The 3,944-nt window shown below is 64.9% G+C and carries 4 protein-coding genes; 2 read left to right on the top strand and 2 right to left on the bottom strand.

The features are described from left to right. Both JWR17_RS26270 and JWR17_RS26265 read right to left on the bottom strand, forming a co-directional pair. The coding region (locus JWR17_RS26270; protein ID WP_299836358.1) for a CoA transferase at positions 1-355 on the bottom strand (355 nt) is incomplete at its 3' end. Beyond that, positions 352-1,617, bottom strand: a complete 1,266-nt coding sequence (locus tag JWR17_RS26265; RefSeq protein ID WP_299836355.1) for an acyl-CoA dehydrogenase family protein — start codon at positions 1,615-1,617, stop codon at positions 352-354. The genes JWR17_RS26265 and JWR17_RS26270, both read right to left, overlap by 4 nt. Before the next feature lie 223 nt (positions 1,618-1,840). Between JWR17_RS26265 and JWR17_RS26260 the strand changes: the two genes are divergently transcribed. Both JWR17_RS26260 and JWR17_RS26255 read left to right on the top strand, forming a co-directional pair. Beyond that, positions 1,841-2,854, top strand: coding sequence for a tripartite tricarboxylate transporter substrate binding protein (locus JWR17_RS26260; RefSeq protein ID WP_299836352.1), 1,014 nt, complete (start codon positions 1,841-1,843; stop codon positions 2,852-2,854). 6 nt (positions 2,855-2,860) lie between these two features. After that, a complete protein-coding gene (locus JWR17_RS26255) occupies positions 2,861-3,898 on the top strand; it encodes an NADPH:quinone oxidoreductase family protein (protein ID WP_299836350.1) in 1,038 nt (345 codons plus the stop codon). Positions 3,899-3,944 lie beyond the last annotated feature (46 nt).

Genomic DNA, 3,944 nt, shown 5'->3' with positions numbered 1-3,944 from the left:
AGCTGAGCCCGATGCGGGCAGCCGGTGCCGTTCGTATCGAGTGGATCAATACATCGCTGCCGGCCACGAGCCGGTAGAGCACGTCGCGCGCCTTCGGCTGCTTCATGTCGAGCACGATGCTGCGCTTGTTGCGGTTGCAGTTCAAAAAAACTGCGCCCATGTCGCCCGATTTTCGAGGTCCGATCGAGCGCGTCAGATCGCCCTGCGGCGCTTCGACCTTGATCACATCGGCGCCCATGTCGGCGAGATGCTGTGCCGCGACGGGGCCCATGATCACCGAAGACAGATCGAGTACCTTGATGCCCGTCAACGGGCCGCGCTTTGCGTTCGCCTTCATGTTTGCATTCGCGTTCATGCCTGACGTTCCTTCGGCGCCTTGTTCGGTCCCGCGAAGCGGAACAGGTAGGCGGCGATCTTGCGAATCTGCATCTCGTCGGAACCCTCGGTGATGCGGTAGCGGCGATGGTGCCGATAGAAGTGTTCGAAAGCCTTGCCGCGGGTGTAGCCAATGCCGCCATGAACCTGCATCGCCAGGTCGGCCGCGTTGCACGCCAGACGGTTCGCCCTGAAGTTGGCGATGGCGACCTGATCGCTCACGGTTTCGTGCGGCTTGCGGTCCAGCTCGGCCGCCACCTTGAAGACATAGTGCCGCAGCACTTCGCATTCGGCGTGCATCTCGGCCAGCGGAAACTGGATGGCTTGATGCTGGGCCAGCGGCTTGCCGAAAGTCTTGCGCTCGCGTGCGTACTGGACGGCCTCGGCGATGCAATAGCGCGCCACGCCGACGCTTTGCGCCGCCTGGCGGATGCGGTTCTGGTGAACGAAATGCTGCGCCAGTACCAAGCCCTTGCCTTCCTCGTGAAGGATGGCCGAATGCGGCACCCGCACGTTGGTAAAACTCACTTCCGCATGGTCACTGGGCATGTTGAATGTCCAGTGGTAGTACTCGATCTTCAGCCCTGGCGTGCCCATCGGCACGATGAAGGCGGTGATGCCGGTCGCGTCGCCGGGTTGACCTGAAGTGCGTGCGAAAACCAGGTCGGCGGTCGCCTTGTGCACGCCGCTGTTGAAGCGCTTGATGCCGTTGATGACCCAGTCGTCGCCATCGCGCACTGCGGTGGTCTCCAGCCAGGTTGCGTCGCTGCCATGGTCCGGCTCGGTGAGGGCGAATGCGATGTACTCGTCGCCGCGGACCGAAGCCTCGAGGTACTTCGCTTTCTGAGCTGGCGAGGCGAACGCGTGCAGCATGTGGACCATCGGCATGCTTGGGACCACTGAAGACTCGTCGGGCAGATTGCCGTGCAGCCCCAGGCCGCGTGCCGAGAAATGCTCGCGGATGATGACGATCTCCAGATTCGATGCTTCGCTCCCTCCGACTTCCTTCGGCAGCCCGAGCCGCAGAAAACCGGCCCGGTCGGCGCGGCGCTTCATCTCGCGCACCAGGGCTTCGAACGCCTCGTTGGGCTGGCCGTCGCGTTCCCAGTCGGTGCGCGCGTGCTCTCTGCGGTAATCGAAAAATTGCGGATTGGCCTTTTCGAGCGGAACGAGCTCGCTTTCGATAAACGCCTCGATGTCGGCGATCTTTTGCCGTGTCTCTGCCGGGATGTCGAAGTCCACCTGTAAAGCTCCTGGAATGTGACTGGAACTCTAGGCACGGGCAGTGCGCTGCGCCATCGTCGCAAGCGACGAATCCTGTCGGGCACCCTGCGCCGGATGCAATTCGTCGCAAGCGACGATGGACGCCGAGCACGGCAATCCCGAGCATTCGGGCAGGCTCGGAATCGCGCGTGGCGCGGCAACAGCGGGTCATTACGACGTCGAGTCAACACAGGAGACATCCATGCACCACCACGGAAATTTATCCCGCCGCCGATTGCTGACGCAAGCCGGCGCGGCCGGACTGGCTTTGGGCCTTGGTCCGATGGCCCTGGCGGAATCCGACTACCCGAACCAGCCCATTCGTTTCATCGTTCCGTTCGCGGCTGGCGGCGTCACCGACCTGACCATGCGCACCGTGAGCAAGTACGTCGCGACCCACATGGGCCATCCCATCGTCATCGACAACCGCGCCGGTGCCGGCGGCACGGTCGGCCTGGCGGGCGTGGCCAAGGCAAACCCGAACGGCTACACGATCGGCGCGACCGCCAGCTCGTCGATCATCGCGACGCCGCTGCTCAACAACGATGTGCCGTTCGACCCTTCGACGGACTTTGCCTTCATCTGTCTGCTGGCAACGGTGCCGATGGTGCTCACGGTGCCGGTCTCGGTGCCCGCGACCACGGCAGCCGAATTCCTGAAGTACGTCGAGGCCAATCGCGGCAAGCTCAATTACGGCTCGACCGCGGTGGGCCACTACGGCCACGTGGCGATGATGGAAGTGAGCGATTCGCTCAAGGCCGGCATGGTGCACTCGCCCTACAAGGGAGAGGCGCCGCTGATGCAAGACCTGCTCGGCGGCACGCTGCAAGCGGCGTTCTTTGCCCCGTCGACCGCCAAGCCGCTGGCCGACGCCGGCAAGCTGCGCATGCTTGGCATTTCGGGGAGTCAGCGCCTGCGGACCTTGCCCAACCTGCCCACGCTTGCGGAGCAAGGATGGTCCGCGCCGATCTTCAAGATGAACCCTGGTTGGGTCGGCGTCATCGCCCCTGCCAAGACACCGGCCCCGATCATTGCGCGGCTGACCGACGAGTACGTCGGAGCTATCAAGAATCCGGGGGTAGCGCAGCAGATCTCCGAATACGGCATGGACCCGGTGGGCGCCAACGGAGAAGAATTCGCTGCCACCTACCGCGCGGAGAAGCCCATCTGGCGCGCCTTGCTCGCCAAGGCCGGGCTCGAGATCAAGGGCGGTTGAAGGCGGATGAAAGCCGTACTGGCGCGCCGCTACGGGCCACCCGAATCGCTCACTGTCGAAGACATCCCGTCGCTCGTTCCGAAGGCCGGTGAAGTGTCGGTCGCGGTGCATGCCAGCGCCGTGAATTTCCCCGACACCCTCATGATCCAAGACAAGTACCAGATCAGGCCCGAGCTGCCGTTCTCGCCCGGCGGCGAAGTGGCCGGCACGATCAAATCGCTGGGCGAGGACGTCAGCGGTTTTGCGGTCGGCGACGCGGTGATCGCGGCCTGTCGGTACGGCGGCTTTGCCGACGAAGTACTCACCACGCCGGATCGCCTTGTAGCGATCCCGGCCGGCGTCTCGATGGAAGGGGGCGCCGCGCTGCTCATCACTTATGGCACCACGCACTACGCACTGAGAGACCGAGCCTCCATCCAGCCCGGTGAAACGCTGCTGGTGCTGGGCGCCGCCGGCGGGACCGGGATCTCTGCCATCGAGCTCGGAAAGCTGATGGGCGCGCGGGTCATCGCCTGCGCATCGAGCGAAGAGAAGTTGTCGCTGTGCCGCGCCTGCGGTGCCGACGCCACCATCGACTACGAACGTGAAGACCTGCGCGCCCGCGTCAAGGAACTCACCGGCGGCCGCGGCGTCGACGTCGTCTACGACCCGGTCGGCGGCGCCTACGCGGAGCCCGCACTGCGCGGCATGGCATGGCGCGGCCGCTACCTCGTCATCGGTTTCGCGGCGGGCGACATTCCCAGGCTCCCGCTCAACCTGCCGCTGCTAAAGGGCTGCAGCATCGTCGGCGTGTTCTATGGCGCCTTCGCTACAGCCGAGCCCGAACGCTACGCAGAGCTGCGCGAAGAGCTCGTGGGCTGGCTCGCGCAAGGGCGCATCAGGCCAACGATCACGGCACGCTACCCGATCGAGCGCGGGCCCGAGGCGCTGCGTCTCGTGGCCGATCGCAAGGCCGTTGGCAAGATCATGCTGACCACCGCACTGGGGCGTGCCTCGGGCACGGTCGGTCCGCTCACGGCCGACCTGACGATGGCAAAGGGCTAGCCGCCCTGCCAGCGTGGCGGGCGCTTTTCCGCAAACGCTTTCGGGC

It is taken from the genome of Pseudomonas sp., from assembly GCF_028293835.1.
Lineage (GTDB): Bacteria > Pseudomonadota > Gammaproteobacteria > Pseudomonadales > Pseudomonadaceae > Aquipseudomonas.
This window is presented reverse-complemented; position numbering and strand designations above follow the sequence as displayed.

What these genes read in the sequence shown, in the direction of transcription:
- JWR17_RS26260 (WP_299836352.1), top strand. Translation starts at nt 1,841, where the DNA reads ATGCACCACCACGGAAATTTATCCCGCCGCCGATTGCTGACGCAAGCC.
- JWR17_RS26255 (WP_299836350.1), top strand. Translation starts at nt 2,861, where the DNA reads ATGAAAGCCGTACTGGCGCGCCGCTACGGGCCACCCGAATCGCTCACT.